The organism is uncultured Fibrobacter sp. (genome assembly GCF_947305105.1).
In the GTDB taxonomy this organism is placed as follows: domain Bacteria; phylum Fibrobacterota; class Fibrobacteria; order Fibrobacterales; family Fibrobacteraceae; genus Fibrobacter.
Window position 1 is genome coordinate 1 of record NZ_CAMZCS010000004.1, and the last position, 21161, is coordinate 21161.

The following is a 21161-nucleotide window of genomic DNA, read 5'->3' on the forward strand; positions in this document are numbered from 1 at the left end:
CGAATTTCTCGATGGCGTCCATCAGTTCCTGCCCAACGCGCTGCACGTCGCGCACAATCTCTATCGCCTTGGCGACCATCACCTTGAAGCGGTAGTACGGCAACGCAGACGAGGCGTCGGCAAGGGCGTCGCTGATGGAAACACCGTTCGCTCTGGCCTTCACGAGCATGGCCGGGTCTATCGGCGGAGCAAACAGGGCGAGCGTCTTTTTTCCACATTTCCTCGGACAAAAATTGCCGTAAAAACGTCTATAGAAACAGACGGGCAAGAGCCTGTCCGCGAACCGGCGCGTTCCGGCAAGGGGATAACACATGATTCGAGAAGAATTTGCCGAATTTCTCAAGGAACTCAGGAAAATAAACGACAACGGAGGTGATATAGACGCCTTCGTCAAGGGGCACGAGTACAAGAACGTGTACTTCTACAACGACGGCTGCATCAAGAAGATTCTCGCGAGCGAGAAAAACATCATGCTCACAACGGACCTGGTGAATGCGGCCCTGGGCCTCATCGGCTCCGACCGCATCGAGAACCCGAAGCTCGTCAACCCGTTCATTCCAGGGGAATTGGGCTACCGCAGCGTGGAACCGGACATCCTCTTGACGAATGACCGCGATGGCGATGTACCTCGAGACCGGATATCTATCGAGGTCCAGCACGAGGATAACAATTCCTTGTTCAAAGACCGTCTGGTCCTCTACGTGGCACGCCTTACAAGCAACATGGCGAGGAAAGGGAACGATCCCGAACTTGAAAACCTGAACGTGGTCAGCTTCCAGTTTTTCGACGCGTTTCCCAAGTCGACTAACTATCGGCACACGGTGCAGTTGCGCAACCAGGAAATGCAGGTGTATTTTGACAAGCAGACAGTCACGCTGATTGAGGTGGAAAAGTTCTTCAAGGATGCCGCACGTTTTGTTGGCGACAACTGCCGTCTGGCCCAGTGGCTCCGGGCCATCGATATACTGAACCGTGATGCCGATTTCAGCGAATTTGCAAACGACCCCATCTTCAGGGTATTGCAAAACGAAGTAAAATTATGTAATTTCAGTTCGAGGTATCTTATGACAGTAGACATGAGCGACTTTGACCGAGCCGTGGCTGAGTATACAACAAAGCTGGAAATCGCGAAGAAAATGCGCGATATGGGTGCCGACATATCCTTTATTGTTAAAGCAACCGGACTTTCGGAAAAGAAAATTCGCAATCTGTAATTTATATATTCACCGCCCTGTCCCAAAGACAGGGCTTTTTTCTGTTCGTTCTTTGGATGCTAAAATCTTTCTTTATTTGTAAAAAAAATCAGTATTAATTTGCAATTAATCCATTACGCAACGGATTGCATCCCGATAATTTTGATACCAAAAGCCCGTTTCGTTTCCAACAACAAAAGTCACCAAAGATTTTGCCATCTCTTGCGACGAGCTCAAAAGAGAGGCTTCATATTTCAAAGTTCTTCCGCTCACAAACATAAAACCAGAAGGAAGTATACCAAACGAACAATTATCCGTACCTTCATATGTTCTTTTTTTACTTTCATTTATATACAGTTTAGAAACAGCAAAATAATTTGAATCTGCACTTTTCATCCGATTAGCAACATTAGCACTAGTTTCTCCAGACACCTTCATTGCGTTCTCAAGAATTTCCCATTCTTCTTTTGTAGGTATATGCCACCCATTCGGGCATATTGTATCAGCTAAAGCATTATCAATAAGACCAAATTCCTCACCATTCTCTATTATGGAATAATACCTGCCAAAAGTACGGCACAAACTTTCCTTACAACAAGTTTCTGTTTCACATTCATGTTCAATTAGCTCACAGTATTGCCTAATAAAACTTGTGTCACTGCTGCACATACTGTACGGTGCATCATACCTCAAGTTTTCAGCCATCCATACCTGATTCCCGATAGTAGTGTACCTATAAACTTGTCCATCGCGTTCATCAGTGAAAGTACCACGATTGGGCATACCATAGGCATTCATTCCTTCGGCTGGGCACACGGCCTCCGCATTCCACTTTTCCTCTTCTTCGTCATCATCGAAAATGCACGAAGACAGAATGACAGAAATGGTAAAAAGAAGAACAATCTTGACAAGTCCATTCATATAATCTCAGCCCTTATTTCAACAGCTGCCAGTTGAGTATAGTATTCCCTCGTCTCAGCACAATGTAACGGCCGGCCTTCATCGCGGATGCGGGAATCTGCACCATATGCTCGCCGACGTTCCATGTTCCTTCAAAAAGGCGGTTCTTCACCGTTCCGAAGGCGTCCACGACTTCGAGGTAGTAATACCCCGTCTGGTCGATGTTGACGTAAACCATGTCACCCACGCGGGTCACGCGGCTTGCACCGGAATCGCTTACAACAACGTTGTTCTGGAAGTTCGGCCGAGGCACTTTACCCCAGAGCAAATTCCCGTTCCGGTCAAGCACCACAACCGAGTCGGCCTCGAGCAGATTCTGGCCCGTACCGATCCCGTGATGCGACGGGTCGTCGCTCGCGCTGTATGCGGATTCAGACCAGCCCCGGGCATGGAGTCCGAACTTCACGGCAGCAGTACGCTTACCAGGCTTGAGAACTACGTTGTTGTACACTAGGGAAACATAGTAAAGGTTACCGCCAGCGGCCACTTTCGAAGCTATCGCAGAGGCAGTATCCGGCCCGAGGTAGTACCAGTCAGGCGGTTCCATATTAGATGAAGAACTTAACAATCCAGCGAACACCCAAGTTCAACGCCCCTCCCTCTCTTTCTAAAAATCTAGTCCTTTACGCAGCGGATGTAACCATTGACATTGCCAAAGACTCTATTATCCGCTGTAAGAATTGGTTGATATGATTGGAATGTGACAAAAATAGGCGCACAACAAGTTGAATTCAACCATTCATCGTTTGTCGATGTCAAATAAACCGATCTAAAGCCTCTGTTATCTCTACCATTAATAGCCGAAACAACAGAAAAACCACAATCGTCCGTCCCATTCGGCTCATCTTCAGGATTCAACTCAGACCACCCATTTGTACTTTTTAATTTGTTTCCAGCAGAGGACATTCCATCCATGCTATTGAACAATTTTTTCCATTCGCCCCAACTTGCAACATGCCAACCCGCAGGGCATTCAACGAGATAATCTGAAGAATATACCCTTCCCATAACTTGGCAATCATCATCCTCATAGTAGCACGCATCATGTTCAACGTCATAATTTAAATTTTGCGCCATCCACACTTGGTCGCCTATAGTGGTATATTTATACACTTGTCCATCGCGGTCATCGGTAAATGTACCCCGCTTGCTCTCGGGGCACACCTTGGAGGCTTCCCATTCTTCATCTTCGTCATCAAATATACAAGCCGTTAACAAACTCGTGGAAAGCAAAGCGAATAGGAGTAACCTTTTTTTTCATGCAACACCCATGGATTTAAAATTCAAACAACTTGTCCGGAAACTTTGCAGAACTGCGCAGGGCAAGGATTTCCGTCGTCACTTTAGTTTCGATGCCGGACACAATTACCGAGACCTCCATTTTCTTGAGGTTATCCGAGGCATCGTAGGTAAATGTGGTCAGCGTATTCTTTTCGGCATCATTGCTCTCGATTTTTTCTATGCGTTTTTTAGCAGAATCGTAATACAACGTTCCTTTATCACCAACAATTGAATACAGGTTGCCCGAAACATGAACGGGTTCCTGCCAGTCGCCGGAATCAAGAGGATTGAATTTCGTATAGGATTGCGTCTCAAGAGCTTCGCCGTTATACGGCAGTATCTGCGATTTTTTCGTATTCAAATCAATCACCTTCATACGAGAACCGTTCACGATGCTACGCTGGTTCAGGAGGGGGGACTTCATCTCGGTATAGGTCTTGGAAGATCCCTTTTGCACCATGTAGATGGAGACCACCTGCTTGCCCGCAGGAGTGTTGACAGTAGTCCTGATGCTCATTTCCACGGAATCACGGGCAAAAGCAGACTTCTTGAGCTCCGCACGGACCTGATCAAGAGAAAGTGCGAAAGAGGAAGTCACAAGAAGGCAAAGAGCAATGACAAGTTTTTTCATATCAACCTCTATTTAATGAAAGAAGGAACAACTTCATAATTAATCCATGACGCAGCGGACAGCATCTCTAAATCCATGTGAAAAAAAATCAATGCTACTGGCAATATGAACAGTCTCTACACCATACGCATTAGAATTATTCAATAAAACAAAATGGGCCCCTGTTTTAAAAAAATGACCATCACTTTCCATATATCCGGAAGGTTCCAACATCAAGGCACAAGCATCTGAACCAACATACATTCTATCATATTCATTTAGATACTCCTTTGATATTGCAAAAAGATTTGAATCCTTACTTTTCATCCGTATAGCAGCATCAAAATCTGATTCTCCCTGAACAACCATAGACGCTTTCAACTCGTTCCACTCTTCTCTTGTTGGTACATGCCATCCTTTAGGACAAATCGTATCTATAATTGACAAGTTAATATTCCCAAATCTATCACCATTTTGCATTAGCGAATAGTATCGTCCAAAATTATTGCACATACTCTTTTTACAGCATTCAGTTGTTTCACAGCTATGTTCAATCAGTTCACAATATTTTTTCAAGTATTCTATATCATTACAACACATACTATATGGCGCATCATACCTTAGATTTTCCGCCATCCATACCTGATTTTCAATGGTCGTATATCTGTACACCTGTCCGTCTCTTTCGTCAGTGAACGTACCTCGGTTAGGCATTCCATAAATGTTTATTCCCGCCTCCGGGCACACTTCTTCCGCATTCCATTCAGGCTCATCGTCGGAACAAGCAATCATCAAAGATGTCAAAAAAAGGCAGAATAAAAACAAACGCTTATTCATAACATGCTCCTATTTCAGCAACTGCCAATTAAGTATGGTGTTCCCGCGCCTCAGCACGATGTAACGGCCGGCCTTCATCGCGGATGCGGGAATCTGCACCATATGCTCGCCGACATTCCATGTCCCTTCGAAAAGGCGGTTCTTCAGCGTTCCGAAGGCGTCCACGACCTCGAGGTAATAATACCCGGTCTGGTCGATGTTGACGTAAACCATGTCACCCACGCGGGTCAAGCGGCTTGCACCGGAATCGCTTACAACAACGTTGTTCTGGAAGTTCGGCCGAGGCACTTTACCCCAGAGCAAATTCCCGTTCCGGTCAAGCACCACAACCGAGTCGGCCTCGAGCAGATTCTGGCCCGTACCGATCCCGTGATGTGACGGATCGTCGGATACACTGTACGCGGATTCGGACCAGCCCCGGGCATGGAGTCCGAACTTCACGGCAGCCGAACGCTTGCCCGGTTTGAGAACTACGTTGTTGTACACTAGGGAAACATAGTAAAGGTTACCGCCTGCGGCCACCTTCGAAGGTATCGCAGAGGCAGTATCCGGTCCGAGGTAGTACCAGTCAGGCGGTTCCATGGTGCCCGTGGCATCGCGGTAGTAGTACCGCGCCTCAAAGCCGGAAATAGTGTCGAAACCGTTGTTTTCGACATAGACCGCTATGGTGCTGTTCTTCCAAGGCTCGTTGGACTCCTCGGCGGCAAGGGCGCGGATTCCCGACGCGGGTGTCGTCGCGGGCATGCCATCGTCCACGCAGCTCCAGCCATTGAGCATCACGCCCCTCGAATCCAACACGACGAGTCCCTTCGCCTCCACGTAACCGCGGGTCGAGCCGTGCTCGTAACTCGGGTCGTCATGGATATTCCATGGTTTGTAGTCCGGGGTACGATACAGTCCAATCTGGATGTCATCACCGCCATTTGCGTAACCATGCGGAGGAATAGGTTGGGCGAGCGCATATTCAGCATAGTAGACATCACCGGCATCGTGTACCACTGACATCGGACCCTGCGGATACCATGACGTCGCAGCCACCGCAGGACCTTCGCCCGAATAATAATAACGGATACGCACTCCATATATGTACTGACCAGTGAGATTGCGCAGCTTTATTCTCGGGCGGGCCCAAGTGAGGTCATAAACATTGTCGTAATGGATGAGGGCCTCGACGCTCGGCTCGGGAGCGGCCCAACCGGACTGGCCGTAATCCACGAGGTGTGCCTCGGGGAGAGAGGGACCAGAAATCGCCGCGATGCCCGCGATTTCGGCACCGCCGCGCGGACGCAGCCTGACGCGGTTCATGCCGGAGTCGAGCGAGAACAGGAGCGAGTCGCCCATGCGTACACTCTCCCACAGGCCGGAGGGCCGCAGACCATACGTGCCGACATCTACTCCGTTCACGGAAACTTCCACACGAGAATTGGCGGACGAATAACCGCGACCGAACACGTACAGGGCGTAGTTCCCGGCGCGCGGAGCGTCCACGTTCCAGACCGCCTTGCCGGAAGTCCCCGAGCCCTGGCGCAGGTACGACCTGCCGGGCAGCGCGCACGACTGGTCCACCACGAGGCCGGGCGCTGAATCGAGTTCCACGGCACGGACCGCGAGCGAGACCGGAGTGGTATCAACCACGGAGGTGTCCGGTTCATCTGGCAGAGGGGCTCCGACATACAAGTCGTGCACCTGTTCCGCGGTGAGTGCAGAACGATAAATGCGAAGATCCGACATACGGAAGTAGGCAGCGAGTTGATTGTTACCAAGTCTACCCAACACAGGTTTGCCGGAACCCCGCATCGCAAAACCTCCGGGAAGAACCTTTCGCTCAACAAAGTTTCCATCTACATACAAGGAAACATCGGAACTGTCAAACACAAATACGTAGCGGGCAGAAGCTCCCGTTCCGAGCAATGGAGTAAACGAGACAGGTCCCGAACCCGCATTCGCATAAAGCCGCCCGTTTCGCACCCCGAGATTCAGCGTATCCACATCTTCCACCCACGTAAAAACGAGGCCATCGATTTCGCCAACGATTGCATCAAACTCAACACTCATCGGAGTCACGGAATCAACATGAAGATCGTCTGAAGCTCTACACCGGTCTCCCGAATCTAGCAACGACAGCCTGCCTCCATAAGCCCACGGGTCAGACAATAAACTGGTTGATAAATTCAACCCAGTACCGATTACCTCACGAACAATATTCCCGCCACCCTCCGACATTGGGTACCACAGCACGAGCGACGACGGGAACGGGTAAATTTGCCCTGAACGCCAAGAGGTCTCAACATAATTGTGCCCCATATCCTCAATGCGAACGTCAACATTGACTCGGCACCCCATGCAACCATACAACAACGCAGGCGAAATCACGAACTGCTCATAAAGTACCGTATCGGGCACTCCACCGAACGACACAATGCGATTTTCCACAACCCTTCCACCGAAGCGTACGTCAAGCACCACCCGGTCGACCCCGCTCACAGAATCCGCAAGTGATGCAGACACAGTCACCACACGGGAACCACTATCGCCATCAGCAAGGGATACATCCATATCATAAAGCATAGGCTGAAGCGAGTCAATGCGAACCATGGGGCCGCGCAAATACTCCAACGAACCGTCCACACCATAGACATCGATACGGGACGTGTAGATATCCGCAGGGAGCCAAATGTCATCGCTACGCATTTCCCACGCAATGGTGGTTCCTGCCAACATGCCCCTATGTTCGGCAGCGACAGCATTGTCGGTACGCAATTGTAACAAATAGTTGCCACGGCCTACACACGGGCTTGCAAATTCCAGTTTTCCGTTGAACGTACCCGCCCAAACGGTATCGAGCGCAGGCTCCGCACAGAGCAAGGTATCCGGGAGAACGGGCGTTATGACAGGCTCAAACGACGCTGCCGTGGCCGAGTCGAGTACGATAAAATCCGAGAACGAGGACGTTTTCGCCTTAAGATAGACATAACTCCACGCATTGGCCGTGTCACAAGAGACAGAGGAATCCTCAAGCACCGGGAAAGACTTTTCTATGAAACATTCGGCCCACTGTGCATCAAGCGGCACAATCTTTCGAATCGAGGAATCGGGCTTGTAAATCTTGAGTTCGGAAACATTCCGATTTCCAATTTCCTCACGCAGGAGTTTCACTCGCACCTCGGGCCACTGGACAAAAGAGTCGCCAAAGTTGTGCGACGGCAGAACCTCCACCACCGGGCCCACGATATCGAGATTCCCGAAGGCGTCGTAGAGGTATTCATCTGGAGCGACGGCACGCACGGTCACATCGACCGGATCCGGGCCCCACGCCCCCTCGCCAAACTGTACGCCCGCATTGCCGTACATGGCCTGTACGTAGGCGCTGTCACCCGGATTTACACGATTCCCTACATGGACAACCTTATCAATGCGGAACAATGTCCCGTTAGGATTGCCGTACAGGAGTTCAAACGTGATCGTTCCCTGCAAATGGCTCAAATCATAACGAGCGAGCACGGGGAGCGGAAGCGAATCTACGACACTATCCTGAACGCCCTCTTCAATCACCTCGCGGATGCCAGCACCGTCCACGTATTGCAACCGCCAGTAAGCGGAATCACCGGGGACGCGGCCACGGAACGTCGCGATTTCGGCCATACGGGAATCGGGGGAAAGCTTATTCCAATCCACAATGAAATATTTCGAAGACGAATCAATAATGGCACTCAGGTAGGGATGCGTAGTAAGACTGTCTTCCGAAATCGAGGTGTCGCGCAGGTACATACCCGCAACGGAGTACGACATGTCCCTATACCACGGAATATCCTCCGTATGGTGCCTACGGACATCCTTGTTCTGCGACAAGACGCTGTCCAACGGCACAACATGCGACCGGTCGGTACCGGAATACTTCACCGAACCACGCGAATACACGTAGCCGAGTGTATCTGTCACGCCAAAACCTTCCACGCCAACATTCCAGCGGTTTCCAGAAGAATCTCGTTCGAAAAGCCACTCCGGGCTGTGCGATACATTGCCGGCACTATCCGTTTCGAGAAGAACCAAAGTCGTTATGGGATTGCCATGAGATCCGCCGTACTCAAGCGGATCAATCCTTGGAATGTGCAGGGAATCATGCGGCACCATCCAGCAACCTGGAGCGCTTCCGACGTAACGAGGACAACCTCCAGGAACATAATCCGACGTGTCGATGGAATAGCTGTAGAAGGTGTCGAGTATTCCTACGCTTCCACCGACCACGTAAGAATCCTGATAAACAACAGTGTCAGGACGCAATGATGCATCCGTAAAGGGATTGCGGATAAGATTCAGTCCATCCACGACATAGAGCGAATCCCAGTGAGCATCGTTCCAATCACCCACGGCGAAGTGGATGCGAGCACGCTCCGACTGGTAAAACTTAAAATCGGATGCAAGGCTATCAGGAATCTTCAAGAAACCAGCACCATGAATGTCCGGGTACGGATATGGATAAGGCACAGCAAACATCGCCGTATCCTGCACCATCGCTTGATTGGGCGCAAGTACAGGAGCAATCGTGAAGCAAATGTCCAACGGGTCTATCGGAATTCCCCCACCTATAGACTGTTGCTGGCTATGCGGCATATTGCTCGTCAATTGCGCACGGAATCGCGAGCCATCGCTGCGAACACCTTCCGCCACGGCTCCGAATGGCGTCCCGGCGCTGCTTCCAAAATAGTGCCAGCGGAATGTCGACGGGTACGTTATCTTGACCGAGTCGTCTTTTTCATCGGGGAACCAGAGCGGATTCGCAATAGAACCGACCATCGTGAAGCGCTGCGCTTCGAACGCCGTAATCATAGCATCATCTTCGGAATACGAGAATGTCCACCCTGAAGGACCAAAGAAATTCGCAAATTCACTCCCTAACGAACCAGCAGCATTGTTTCTGGCATTCGCAAAGAAGTAGCCCTTGTTCCCGTACAAAGTAGAGTTCGTCGGATCAAAGCGTACGAAGGTGTTGGCGAGGTTTGTGTAGCCCCAGGGCGGTTCCCAGTAGGTGGAATCCACGTTGAAGGTGAGTTTTACCATGAGTTCTTTGCCCGACTTGTCATGCTCGCCACAGCCACTCGGTGCATTCAGGGAACGATCAGTGAAATGCGAACCATACCCATGACCGACAGTAATGTTGAGCATTCTAGCATGAGGTTTTGTCAAGGCTAGCGTATCAGGGTCAAAGGCAACCTTGGGACTAGAAGGGCCACAAATAGACGACGCAACCAATGCAGTAGCAGACGTGTCCCAGTTACAAGCACGCTGATCAGCCGTTCCGTTGCGGACATCAGTGCCGTACATATTAAACATCGCATCCGAATCAAGGAATACGTACTTGCCAGTTTCCCAAAGGATAGATTTGTCGTTAAAATTGCGAAACCATAGGCCAAGATTCGTTGAATCGGGATAAAAATTCTTCAATTGTTCAACCGAACAAGCAACGCTATCGCACCAATCCTTCCACACGTCATTGATGTTCAATGACTTCTTGGGATGATACCACCAAACAACGGGCCCATTACCATAAGCCCCTATTGAATCTAGTCCGCCCTTGTCATACGCCGCATTACCCACAACAGCAAATGTAGAGTCGTCAAAATTCGTGTACGTGGTCTCATATAAATCCTTGTATTTCTTCCATTTTAAGTTTGCCATGGTTGCACTATAAGCATCCGAGGCTTTCTTGAGTAATTCGCGTATATCCCCAAACACCCCTTCCGGCAATACCTTGACACCCATGATAATTGGCTTGAGATAGTGTCGATTTGTCTGCGTACTCGAATGGATTGTATCAAAGGCGACAACGTCGAAAATGGAATTCAGGTAGACGTTTTCCGTAGTCGGGTTGTTTCTGTCAAGAGTTCGTCTCAACACAGCAATCTTGTACGGATATTGGGACGTTTCGGGATCGCAATCAATGTAGTCTCCATCCAAGTCATACCCCTCCGTCGCAAGCAGCACAGCAATCGTCACCGGGAACTTGTCCCTCTGGCGTTGGATGCCGAGGCTAAAGCGGGTCTTGCGCCAGAGCGCCGGGGCCTGCATGGCGCCCGTCGGCACCTTCCAGCGGTAATTGAACGTACGGTATTGTTCCGGCAAGAACTCGCCCTGCTCGCGCACTTTCATCAGGTAGTCGATACTCCCTACAAAACGGGCCTCGCCCAAATCCTCAAACACTTCGTCAATCAGCAACTCGGCAGCCGTACCGCCTACACCGCCCGTGCCAACGGCAATTACGCCGCTCCCGTCCAGTATATGGAACGGTTTAGATTCCATACTCGACAGCGTATTCCCGGCAGAATCCAGAATGCAGACGCGGAACCGATACACGCCGAGGGGAGCCATATTGCCGTCAGCCAGTTTCCCGTCCCACGACGCCATGGAAGTCGCATCAGAGAGTCCCGCCTTCACGAACAGATTTGCATCCAACGTCTTCGCGACGCTGTCATTGGCATAAAGTACTTCGGTACGCACGTGGCTGCCAAGGCCCGCAATCCCGTAGCGGAACACACTCTTCTGCCCTGAGGTGTTCGGGGAATAGATATCCGCCGGGGCGGGAGCAAGCGTGTCTACAGCGACCATAGCCACAGAAGCGCGTACCAAGAGCCACGACGTGTCTATGGTGACAACGCGCGACGGGTCTGAGAGCGCATACACGATAAACTTCGCAAACACCGTATCGCTGCCGGGAACCTGCCCCGTACGGGCGACACCCCTCCAAGGCAGACGAACACCATACTCATCCGGATGCACATAAAGGGTCCCGACACCGGACGCCCCCGCGACAGCATCATAGGCGAACCTTGACGCGGCTCCGCAATAGACTACACTATCAGCACCTTGGACAGTGGAGAGGTCCACGATAAACGCGGAATCGGAATTGAACGTGATGCGGAGCGTGTCTCCATCAAGGCTGTCCAGATTCCATTCCAAAACGCTATCGTAAGCGGGAATCACCAAGCCCAAGGAATCAAGCGACACGGCAGGCGCAGAAACAGTGTCGCGACGCGCGCGGGGCGGAACGCCTCCTACAACGGACGTACCCTCGCGATACTTGAGCACAAGCCTCGGAACCATACGTTTCACATTCGCAGGGACCGTGTACGTGGAATCGCGACGCAAGGAGTCAAGCACCGCCGTATCGGCAACGGCGCCCTTCGCCGTGCCGGACCAGCGCAGCGTCCACGCGTCACCCTTCTGCCATACGTGCAACCCGTTCAAAAGCGCGGAGGGTTCCCCGGAGAACGGCGGCACGCTCATGCGCGGCACAGAATAGGTCATCGCCTCGACAAGGGAGGTATCCGACTGCGAGCGCACATAAAGGCGGGCATCCAGTTTCCAGAGCGCCGTATCGCCCGGCTTGTCGAGCGTGACACCAATCGTGTCCCAAACACCGACGGACTGGCCCAAGGGAGCCTTGACAAGAACCTTCACGGCAGCAGTATCGAGCAGCGGATTGTACCACCCGTACACGGGCACTTCTTTCTCGTCCGTTACCGGAGCACAGGTGTCGCAGGCACGCACCGAGAGACGCAACATACACATACCAGAAACCGAATCGGGGATGTGCCAAAGCGCTAGATCCCTCACCTGCGAACCCGCACCGACCGTAATGCGTTCAATCCCGTCGGTACGCCACGTCGTGGCGGTGTCAAGCTTCCATTCCACATCGAAAGACACTCCCAAATCGGAATGTTCCTGTACCGACGGATTCGGCGTCTCACCCTTAATCAAAACCGTGCCATAGTAGAACGAGTTCACGGTGTCACCTGGGTAGGTGATGCGCGGGTAACGAGCCCCCACACCGAAGTAGTCCATGCCGTAACCCGGGTTGCCCGCGGCATCGTAACAGTGCGCATGCAGGTACCACTGTCCATCGGCCCTGCCGCGCGCCCAGTCGGTGACAGGAATAGCAAAGCCGTACAAGTCTGCCGTCGCCGAGGCAGAATCCTTGCGGACAAACGTCCAGGCAAACGTGGAATCCGGGGTCTCGAGCATCCTGTAGCAGGAAACAGCCGACACGTTGCGCAAATCGTCAGCCGCCTGCGAAATATCCGCCACGGCATCGGTAACGGACGAATCCGTCGGGAAAAACGCGCCCGCACGGAGGTTCACCGAGGGCGCCCTCCTGTCGAATACGACCTTGTCCGCAAGTTTTTCCTTGGTAACGTTTCCAGCCATGTCACGGATTTCGGCCGTCAGCGAATACACGCCGTCACGGATGCGGCCCGTAGCGGGCTCAATAAAGTTGTAATGACCCGTATTGCCATTCCATTCGAGCACGTCGTCAAACAAGCGTTCGTGCTCGGTGACGGAATCCTTAAACAGCAGTTTCACACGTACCTGAGCATCAGAGCGATTGGGGAGCACGTCGCGGACATTGAACGAGAGCGCGAGCCTGTTACACGAATTGTACACTGGATAACCGATAGAAGTGACCTTCGACGAATCAAGACAGCCTATGCGCGAAGAATCAGGAACGGAACGGACACTTGTCGAGCCAGCCACGATGGCGGGAGGCGTACGGTCCACCCAAATCGTATCTTTGAGCGTCACGCCGTTGATGCCCTGGATAAACTTGCCCGTAGACGCATCTATCACCTTCGACCAGGAGGTACGCCCGGAATCCAGGCCGACATGCTGTAGCGAGTCCATCGTGGCCGCATCGGGATCACCGTAATCGTACGCCTGCACAACGACAGCGTAACGCCCCTCGGCCATGGGTACGTGCGCCTGTTTCCAACGGATATCCTGGAATTCCGCATTCACGTGAGCCTTGTAGAACAGAGTATCTACGGTACCCAAGGAAAGATTGACGGCAAAGGCGCGGATAGCGCGCAAGGCACCGTCGCGGAGCGTATCGCGCACGTTCGCCCAGTTCGCATCCGCAAGGGTTCCGCCCACCACATGGTCGGGGACTTGCAACTTGAGCCCCGGCCGCGTGGCATCCAGCCGTGCACGGGAAGGGACAACATGATGCGAAACGCTAGTACCGCTCTGGGTCGTCACCTTTATCGCAAAGTCCCATTCAAAGAGATAGTCACCGGACGATAGCGTATCTATGTTGTTCCAAATGGAGTCCGTATTGACATCCGCGCGCCAGCCCGAGCCGTCCGAAGACGCGTGATCCACGCTAACCTTGGCCGCGACGGAATCCTTCTTGCCGGTAGAAAGTTGCGTCACCCTGAGCCCTGCTGAATCTACAGTTATGTAGTCGTAGGCAACATTATAAAGAGTCGCATAGGCATTGCCGAAACGGGAAACTTCCGTATACTTGAGCGGCCAACCGGGATCCCCCTTCAATTTCGTCGCCTGGAACAGGTACGAGAATCGGGCGCTGCAAGATTTGCCCAACTTGTTCACCACGGACACATAGAGCACGTTCGTCCCGTCGCCGAGAATCGCCGAAGGTGGAATGGTATTACCTGTTTTTTGTTCGTAAAGGTCCAGAACAGATTTAATGTTCAATATAAACCGACCGTCAGGAGAAACAGGGCTCGCAGACAGCACATCCAGAGGTTCCATGCGGCTGTAAGCAATCTCAAAATAAACTTTCCACGCACCGTCACCCCTATCGAAAATGATCTGGCCACGATTGTTGAAGTCAACACTGAAGGAGCGGATGCTGTCCGGATGCAAGTCGTCTATCTGGAACACGATTTCCGAAAGGTAGGATGTCGCATGAAAGCTCTTGAGTTCGCCGTAACGGACAATACGGTTGCCGGCAGCGTCGTAGCTAACGTCCTTCACCTCCATCGGCGGGATGCTGGAGGCCGTATTGCCAGCGGGTTCAAAATTGCGGAGGTTTATCTTTGTCATTCCGTTTCCGCTGTCGTCGACGAGTTGCGGCACTATCAAGGTGTCGTTGCCCTGTACTGTGCGTTCCGACGCAATGTGGACATGCGGGGACGCCGAGAGCATCTGTTCCAAATTGGCAACAGAAACCGAGAAGGTTGTGTCATGATAATCGCGGGCGGAGAAGTTCTCCTTTTCCGTCACGGAAGCCATCAACGCGAGGGAACGCGTATGCGCGAGGGCCCCGGACTTGCGGGCTAGTTTCGCCGTCTTCGACGAAATTGCCCCCACGAGAGCCACGTTCGTCGCGAACTCGGCCGCACTGCACGCCTTGCCATAAGCAGGATTGATTCTATTCACCACCTCGCAACCCACATTTAACGCCAGGTCAACCACCTGACGGTCGGCTTCCAGCTCGCCGATATCGGCGAGGATATCGCGATATTCGTCAAGATCCTTGAGCTTGGATTGATAGCTCGAGAATGCAGCAGCATAGCTGGAGCGCTTATCCAAGATGTCGCCAAAATCGTAACCACGGCGTTCCGCTCCCGCCTCACGGAAGGCTTTCACGCTCTCGCCTATCGCGCTGTAATACGGCACATCGAACGTCCCCTCGTCAAAGAAGTTCAGCGAGTAGTTTGCGAGGCTGTTGGCCGCAAAATTGAGTCCCTCATGAACTTTATCACTCGTACTAGTAAGAGCATCGCGCACCTCCGGCGAGAAATACTTCATGAACAAGAGATAGAGTTCCGACTTGTACGAATCCGGGATAAACTTGTCCACCACACGGAGCAACTTGTACAGACTGCCGGGAATATCGTCCTTGTTCAGTTTCATGTTACGAATTTCGTTGACCCCTTCCGCAACCTTGAGCGCCGTGCCGATTTTTCCCGAATATTCGCCATACTTCTGTGAAAGCGTTGAGGCTGTCGTACCCGAAAGAATGTCTCGCGCCATTGAATCCAGGCGAGCCCGAACCGCATCGGATGCCGACGACAAATCGACTCCGAGCGTATTACCGAGCGAATCAGCAAGCACTCGCGCCAATTTCTTTGTCGACACATGTGACTTCGCCTGTTCCACGAAATCCGGGAGGGTGCGGCGGCCGTTACCCACGCTGGGCAAACCGTAAGAATAGACAACATTGTACATGGGATGGTTAAACCCGGAGTTCATTGAGTACGAATTCAACAACTGGACGCTACCCAAAAGCGAATCGGCACCCACGGTATTGCTTGACAAGGCATCTTTATACTTATCGTCGCGTTCGGAGGCGTCCTGTGTCAAGTACCATGTGGACGCATTACCAGCAGCGTAACCCTCTAACAGACTGTCGCCACTAAGCACATCGCCGACATCGGCAACACTATACGCCATCGCCATCACAGCATCCTTCAGCAAAGAAATCATCAGGTCCTGCAAACCGTCAACACCGCCCACAATGTACGCTGCGAGCGCAAGCGGGACAAGTGCAACATACTTCGAGTTATCAGAATCACGATCCAAACCGTTCGTCCCGCTAAGCACGACCTGGTCCGCCAGGCCTGTACCCTCATGAGGGGTATTGAAGAAAAGTACGTTGGCAATCTCACCCTTATACGCACTGCTTTGTATATACTCACGTACAGCAAGGCCCGCAGCACCATCGGCAATCACGACAAAGCGGGAAGGCACCGAGTCTGGACGAGCAGACTTTAACGCAGACAAATTCTTGTAATGGTTTCGTTGTGACACAACAACGGAATTCTTCGAATTCTTAAACCATTTAAGTTGCGCAGAATCAAGAATTGACGTCCCTGAAGAACGGAAAAGGCGATTCCTCGCAAAGTCAGCCGGAGTTCCCGATGAAAGGTTATAATAATATTCGTAGACAAGCGAGGTATCGCCAGCAGCACCGAGAATGTTATTTTGGACAAAGCCTTTGATTCCCGTACCCCGCCAATCCGTGACATTCTGCCCACCTCTCGATGTGCCGAGAAGAATATAGATAGTCCCCGAAGCAGGTTCAACTGGAGCAGCTGATATATTACCCGCACACAAAAGTACCACCGCAAAGCATACGACCTTGCACAGGAATCCCATTCCTTTTTTCATTATCCCATCCTTTTCAACACCCATTCACCAAGAAAAAAGCCTTTTTTTCGCAAAAAAAAGCGTGGCATCGTCTGCACTTACCAAAAATGTCGACTTAGTCTCGCAGATATTGAATAAGGTAGATTCAGAACAAAAAAATAAGAGCAGAATACTCTAAAGCCCAAAGTCATGCACCTTACAATGCGAAACCATGTCAATGTTATCTTAGCAAAATGTAGGATTTTTGTCAAATATTAATTTGTAAAAAATTTCTTTATTTGTAAAAGAATCAATATTAATTTGCAATTAATCCATTACACAGCGAACGGGATCCCTATAATGTTGTATCCAAAAACCAGTCGCCTGTCCAACTCGATATGTCGATAAAAAATTTACACTTTCCTGCGATGAACTCAAAAATGAAGCTCCAATTTCATCTGCTTTTTTTTCTCCATACAAATACCCAGAAGACATCACTGCCATTGAACAATCATCTGAGCCAGCTAGCATAACATTAGGATAATACTCAGGATTACTCGACATCAAAAAGTAGACAGAATCCGAATGTTTCATCCTATTCGCCACGTCATGTCCGTTTTCTCCATCAACTTTCATTGCTTTTTCCAATTCTTCCCATTCTTCTCTCGTAGGTATATGCCACCCTTTAGGACAAATAGTATCTGCTAGAGTCCCATCTATTGTTCCCATTTCTTTACCATTTTCTATTATAGAATAATACCTACCAAACAACTGACACATACTCTCACGGCAACAAGATTCTGTCTCACAGCTAAGATCAATAGTAGTGCAATATTGGTTCACAAGACGTTCATCTGTACAACATGTGCTGTACGGTGCATCGTACCTCAGATTTTCCGCCATCCACACCTGATTTCCGATGGTCGTGTACCTATAAACTTGTCCATCTCTTTCATCAGCGAATGTTCCACGGTTAGGCATGCCATAGGCATTCGTTCCCTCCGCAGGGCACACGGCCTCCGCATTCCACTTTTCCCCTTCTTCGTCATCATCGAAAATACACCCAGCAAACAAAAGCAAGGCAAAAGCAAAGAGTAAATTTTTGAATGAAACGTCCATAAGCATTCTTTAAATCTAACATTAAAGAACAAAATTGTCAAATTGGCGTAAAAAGCGAATTTAAGGCAAACTTTCAATCCCGCAGATTCTCGCAGGCTTTATCTTCAGCAAAAAAAAAACGTTATCTGCACTATCCTAGCAGCTGCGTCATGGTGCCGAACACGAGCGCGGTGAGCACGACGTTCAAGAAGAAGAACGCGCGGCGCACGATCATGAAGAACAACGATTGCCAATGGAAAATGTTGTCGCTTGGCACGACGAGTTCCTTGAACCCGAGGAAGATGCTGATGATTCCAGTCACCACAAGCATCAGAGCCCCGATAAAGTAGCCTTCCTTCCACACCATCACGGTCAACCCAATACCAAATATCACGGCGATAACACCGATGATAATTTCGATGCGCAGGAAGATGTTCTTCCACTTTCTCTTGAGCTCGATTTTCTCTTCGTTCGTCATTTCGCCTCGCCTTTTTTACAGTTCCTTCGTTACCGTTATGGAGTAGTGCGGTTCGCCCTTGCCTACCCCGTTCTGCGGGAAGCTCACGTCAAACTTGTTGACCAGGTGGCTGATGGACTTTGTTTGCACGAAACGCGCGCCAAAGCCCAGCACATAAATCAAGTCTTTCCTGTTGATGTCCTTGAACTCCCACGCCGTTTCGCCGACACTGCCGAACACGACCAGCACGGGCATGAGCGTCGCGATTTCGAAATCCGTGAAGTAGCGCTGTTCCAAGTTGCCGAACACGCGGGCCTGCCCTGCGTAGTACCCCGCATGGAACCCGGCAAAGCCTCCGTCTACGCCGCCCAGCGACAGCTGGTAGCCATAGCGGGCATCCCGGTAAAAATCAGCCTTGCCCTTCAGCACCGTGGAGAACGTATTGTTCGGGTGGAAAATGTATTCCCCCGCAAGCGCCCCGTAAAAGTCGCGGCGGTGGCCGTGGTCCAAATAGAAATTCATCACCGTCGCCAGGTTCAGGTGGTTCCAGTCGCGGCCCAAATACAAGTTCGTCAAGAAATCCAGGCGGATGTCGTTGTCTGCGGAGCCCAACTGCTCGTAATTCTTAGAAACGTGGGCCTCCAGCACGGCGCCCTTGTTGATGTCCTCGGTCCACTTCACGTTGCGGAAGTTCTTGATCTTCTCGTAATGCAGGTTCGCGTACTTCAGGTACACACCCAGGCGGGAATCCTTGCGTTCCGGCACCCACTCATTCCTGGCTGCCAGGGAATCGATGATATAGATTTCGTCCCCGTCAACAAACGGATAGCGGCTCACGCTGCCGTACTCCGCCGTGAATCTCTGGTAATCGTAGGTCGCGCCGAGGTAGAACTTGCGCTGGGTACCGCCAAACGAACGGCTCAAGCGGAAGCTCAGCGAGTCGTCAATAAAGTCTTCTACCTTAAGGAGCTTGACGGGGTCATCGGGGTCATTGCCGTTGTAGGTTTCCAGGGACTTGATTTTCCGTCCCGTCGTATCGAAAGCCACCGTATTGGGCGGCAGTTCCCCGCTCCCGTAGAAATAGGCGACGCGCTTGTTCTTCAGCCCCTCGAGCGTGTACGCCCACTGGTTCACGCTCCTGCTGAGGAACGGCCGGTACATTTTCCAGTAGGCCATGTAGCCATCGCTGTTGTAGCTATACAAAAAGTCCAGGCGGTTGTAGCGAATCAAGAAATGCGGGTCGCCGTACTCCACCTGCCACATATCGCGGTACTCGTTGTGCCCGTAATAGAAACCCAGCTGCTGGCCGAATCCCAAGAAGTTACTCTCGCGGATGCCGACGATGTAATTCAAGTTGTCGTAAGTCCACTCCTTGCCCGAGAAGCTGCCGCCGATGGTAGGCGTCAGCGTCCAGTTGTCGCTCGTGTGTACCGTCGCGATATTCTTGCCGTCTTCCTGCGACATCGTGATGTTCGCATCGCTCAAGAAAATCTGGCTCCGCAAAAAACGTTCCGATTCCAGGAGGTAATCCAAGTTCACGGAATCACCTTCGTCGAACAGGAGCAACTTGCGCACGGTCATTTCGCGCGTCTCGATATGCCACCAGTTCAAGATATCGTAGGCCCACTTGTCGTACTTCGTATGGCTCTTGGAATCATCGAAGGCGTCACCGATATCGTAGCGGATGGAATCTACGCGGAAAAGCGCGGTGGAATCCTCCGAAAAATCGGAAGCGGCACAAAGGGAAACAAAAATGACAATGCAGGCTAGCAGTTTAGACATAATGACCTTGCCAATATAGAAAAATACGAGCCTTGGAGATGCGTGTCAAAAAACCTATATTTGCGCTGGGTAGCGGATGGCCGCCGGCAGCAATGCTGGAGGAAAGTCCGGGCACCGCAGGGCAGGATGCTGGATAACGTCCAGGCGCGGTAACGCGACAGACAGTGCAACAGAAAGCAAACCGCCTGGCATAGGTTTCGGCCTGTGTCCGGTAAGGGTGAAATGGCGAGGTAAGAGCTCACCGCATTCCTGGTGACAGGGGTGGCATGGTAAACCTCATCCGGTGCAAGACCAAGCAGGAATCCGTCCGCAAGGACCGGCTGCGGCCCGCAGCTGCTGGATATCCGGGTAGGTCGCTTGAGGCGGTCGGTAACGACTGACCCAGAGAGATGGTCATCGCCTTCTTCCGAAGGTACAGAACCCGGCTTATAGCTACCCTACACGAATGCCCCCGCCAAAAGCGGGGGCATTCTCCATAATGGGACAAGAATTTTTACTTACATCCTTCATTACAAATCATCGTATTCGCCATCTTCCCATTCCCTTTCATATCTTTTGCAATCTTCTTCAAAATCATCCTCAGCCATGGTAAACTCCTCCATATAAAGGGAGGCGTTCTCGACAGACGTAAGCATATAGAAGACCCCGTTACCGCAGTAATAATCAGAAATATTCAGGTCCTTATCGTTCTTGGCATCCTTGTCATATTCCAGGCACATTTCCTTCTTCTCGGCAGAAGTCAGCCCGTAGTATGACACCTCGGAATACTGCGATCCCTTATCCGTCGAAGAATCATAGCTGAGCTTTTTTACACGGCCCTTGTAGTTCGGAATATTTACCTTAAGCTGAACCCAGCCTTCGCCCTTGCTCACCGTGCAATAAAAGTCGGGGTCGCCATTCGAAGGGAAACTTCCTTTGGAAGATGTCGAAGTCGTTCCGGAATTATCCGAAGTGTCTCCGGAGCCACTCGTAGTCGAAGCCGACCCATCACAGGCCGAAAAAGCCAGAACCATCGCCAACGAAGCCAACGCAACCATTATTCTTTTCATGAGTCCCTCTTTTTTGGAGTTTATTT

At 51.2% G+C, this 21161-nt stretch carries 12 protein-coding genes and 1 other RNA gene; 2 read left to right on the forward strand and 11 right to left on the reverse strand.

What is annotated here, in order from left to right; all coding sequences use genetic code 11:
* The coding region (locus tag Q0Y46_RS02910; protein WP_297944686.1) for a hypothetical protein at window positions 1-313 on the reverse strand (313 nt) is incomplete at its 3' end.
* Here Q0Y46_RS02910 and Q0Y46_RS02915 point away from each other — a divergent pair.
* Window positions 312-1214 (forward strand): PD-(D/E)XK nuclease family transposase, encoded by a 903-nt coding sequence (locus tag Q0Y46_RS02915; protein WP_295682734.1) that lies wholly within the window; start codon window positions 312-314, stop codon window positions 1212-1214. The genes Q0Y46_RS02910 and Q0Y46_RS02915 overlap by 2 nt on opposite strands.
* Window positions 1215-1319: 105 nt before the next feature.
* On the opposite strand, the gene Q0Y46_RS02920 is transcribed toward Q0Y46_RS02915, so the two are convergent.
* The 9 genes from Q0Y46_RS02920 to Q0Y46_RS02960 form a co-directional block, all read right to left on the reverse strand.
* Entirely contained in the window at window positions 1320-2114 is a 795-nt protein-coding gene (locus tag Q0Y46_RS02920; protein WP_295682736.1) for an FISUMP domain-containing protein, read from the reverse strand.
* A 13-nt stretch (window positions 2115-2127) separates the two neighbouring features.
* The gene (locus Q0Y46_RS02925) at window positions 2128-2700 is read right to left on the reverse strand and encodes a hypothetical protein (RefSeq protein ID WP_295685184.1); all 573 of its coding nucleotides are present in this window, start codon (window positions 2698-2700) and stop codon (window positions 2128-2130) included.
* 68 nt (window positions 2701-2768) lie between these two features.
* Entirely contained in the window at window positions 2769-3371 is a 603-nt protein-coding gene (locus Q0Y46_RS02930; protein ID WP_295685182.1) for an FISUMP domain-containing protein, read from the reverse strand.
* 58 nt (window positions 3372-3429) lie between these two features.
* On the reverse strand, window positions 3430-4065 hold the full coding sequence (locus Q0Y46_RS02935; protein WP_295685179.1) for a hypothetical protein: 636 nt from the start codon (window positions 4063-4065) through the stop codon (window positions 3430-3432).
* A 39-nt stretch (window positions 4066-4104) separates the two neighbouring features.
* On the reverse strand, window positions 4105-4881 hold the full coding sequence (locus tag Q0Y46_RS02940; protein ID WP_297944693.1) for an FISUMP domain-containing protein: 777 nt from the start codon (window positions 4879-4881) through the stop codon (window positions 4105-4107).
* Between the two features lie 9 nt (window positions 4882-4890).
* Window positions 4891-16791 (reverse strand): LamG-like jellyroll fold domain-containing protein, encoded by an 11901-nt coding sequence (locus Q0Y46_RS02945; RefSeq protein WP_297944696.1) that lies wholly within the window; start codon window positions 16789-16791, stop codon window positions 4891-4893.
* Between the two features lie 285 nt (window positions 16792-17076).
* The gene (locus Q0Y46_RS02950) at window positions 17077-17874 is read right to left on the reverse strand and encodes an FISUMP domain-containing protein (RefSeq protein WP_297944699.1); all 798 of its coding nucleotides are present in this window, start codon (window positions 17872-17874) and stop codon (window positions 17077-17079) included.
* A gap of 124 nt (window positions 17875-17998) precedes the next feature.
* On the reverse strand, window positions 17999-18325 hold the full coding sequence (locus tag Q0Y46_RS02955; protein WP_295681726.1) for a hypothetical protein: 327 nt from the start codon (window positions 18323-18325) through the stop codon (window positions 17999-18001).
* Window positions 18326-18340: 15 nt separating this feature from the next.
* Window positions 18341-20086, reverse strand: a complete 1746-nt coding sequence (locus Q0Y46_RS02960) for a hypothetical protein (RefSeq protein WP_297944702.1) — start codon at window positions 20084-20086, stop codon at window positions 18341-18343.
* A 64-nt stretch (window positions 20087-20150) separates the two neighbouring features.
* Here Q0Y46_RS02960 and rnpB point away from each other — a divergent pair.
* An RNA gene (rnpB, locus tag Q0Y46_RS02965) (RNase P RNA component class A) lies at window positions 20151-20531 on the forward strand.
* Window positions 20532-20595: 64 nt separating this feature from the next.
* On the opposite strand, the gene Q0Y46_RS02970 is transcribed toward rnpB, so the two are convergent.
* A complete protein-coding gene (locus tag Q0Y46_RS02970; RefSeq protein WP_297944704.1) occupies window positions 20596-21135 on the reverse strand; it encodes a hypothetical protein in 540 nt (179 codons plus the stop codon).
* Window positions 21136-21161 lie beyond the last annotated feature (26 nt).

Excerpts from the sequence above, each read along its gene's own strand:
- Q0Y46_RS02915 (WP_295682734.1), top strand. The coding sequence starts at position 312 with ATGATTCGAGAAGAATTTGCCGAATTTCTCAAGGAACTCAGGAAAATA.
- Q0Y46_RS02920 (WP_295682736.1), bottom strand. The coding sequence starts at position 2,114 with ATGAATGGACTTGTCAAGATTGTTCTTCTTTTTACCATTTCTGTCATT.
- Q0Y46_RS02925 (WP_295685184.1), bottom strand. The coding sequence starts at position 2,700 with ATGGAACCGCCTGACTGGTACTACCTCGGGCCGGATACTGCCTCTGCG.
- Q0Y46_RS02935 (WP_295685179.1), bottom strand. The coding sequence starts at position 4,065 with ATGAAAAAACTTGTCATTGCTCTTTGCCTTCTTGTGACTTCCTCTTTC.
- Q0Y46_RS02940 (WP_297944693.1), bottom strand. The coding sequence starts at position 4,881 with ATGAATAAGCGTTTGTTTTTATTCTGCCTTTTTTTGACATCTTTGATG.
- Q0Y46_RS02945 (WP_297944696.1), bottom strand. The coding sequence starts at position 16,791 with ATGAAAAAAGGAATGGGATTCCTGTGCAAGGTCGTATGCTTTGCGGTG.
- Q0Y46_RS02950 (WP_297944699.1), bottom strand. The coding sequence starts at position 17,874 with ATGCTTATGGACGTTTCATTCAAAAATTTACTCTTTGCTTTTGCCTTG.
- Q0Y46_RS02955 (WP_295681726.1), bottom strand. The coding sequence starts at position 18,325 with ATGACGAACGAAGAGAAAATCGAGCTCAAGAGAAAGTGGAAGAACATC.
- Q0Y46_RS02960 (WP_297944702.1), bottom strand. The coding sequence starts at position 20,086 with ATGTCTAAACTGCTAGCCTGCATTGTCATTTTTGTTTCCCTTTGTGCC.
- Q0Y46_RS02970 (WP_297944704.1), bottom strand. The coding sequence starts at position 21,135 with ATGAAAAGAATAATGGTTGCGTTGGCTTCGTTGGCGATGGTTCTGGCT.